Raw genomic sequence first — 721 nt, forward strand, 5'->3', positions numbered from 1 at the left:
TTGAAACACTGGGCTATATCTCGCACGGCATTTTTGCGCAGTCGATCGGCGGTGGCGGTGGTGCCTCGGGTGCCGCGACCGGCGCATCGGAAGCAGACATGACAATCGGTGGCGGTGCCAGCATACCCAACGGGATTCCGATCCCGGTGGTCGGCGACCCCAACGACCCCGACAACGAGGCCGATGGTGGCAAGGTCACCGTCACCAACGATGGCGAGATCATCACACACAAGGATGGGTCATACGGCATCTTCGCCCAGTCCATCGGCGGCGGTGGCGGATATGGCGGCACGGTTTCGTCCGACTTCGCCGGGTCCGACTCTTTTGCCCTCAGCCTGGGCGGCAAGGGCGGCAACGGCGGCGATGGCGGAGATGTGAGGGTTGAGGTTTCCGGATCGATCGAAACCTTCGGCGCCCGCGCGCATGGCGTCGTGGCGCAGTCGGTGGGCGGCGGCGGCGGTGTCGGCGGCGACGCAAAAGGTAAAACCTCGAACGCGCTCGGCATCGGCGGCCTTGGCGGCAATGGCGGCGATGGCGGCGACGTGACCGTGATCCGCACCGGCACCATCACCACGCATGGTGTCGATGCGGTCGCCATCATCGCTCAGTCGGTCGGCGGCGGCGGCGGCATCGGCGGCGCCGGCTTCGGGCGCTTCGGCGCCACGGCGGATGGCGGCAGCGGCATCGACAACAACACCATCGGCTTCAACACATTTGCGGG

At 66.9% G+C, this 721-nt stretch carries 1 pseudogene; it reads left to right on the forward strand.

From position 1 onward, the window contains the following. Positions 1-721, forward strand: a pseudogene (locus EN969_RS33850) (hypothetical protein); the annotation flags it as partial.

The sequence above is a fragment of the Mesorhizobium sp. M7A.F.Ca.CA.003.01.2.1 genome (assembly GCF_003998945.1).
Lineage (GTDB): Bacteria > Pseudomonadota > Alphaproteobacteria > Rhizobiales > Rhizobiaceae > Mesorhizobium > Mesorhizobium ciceri.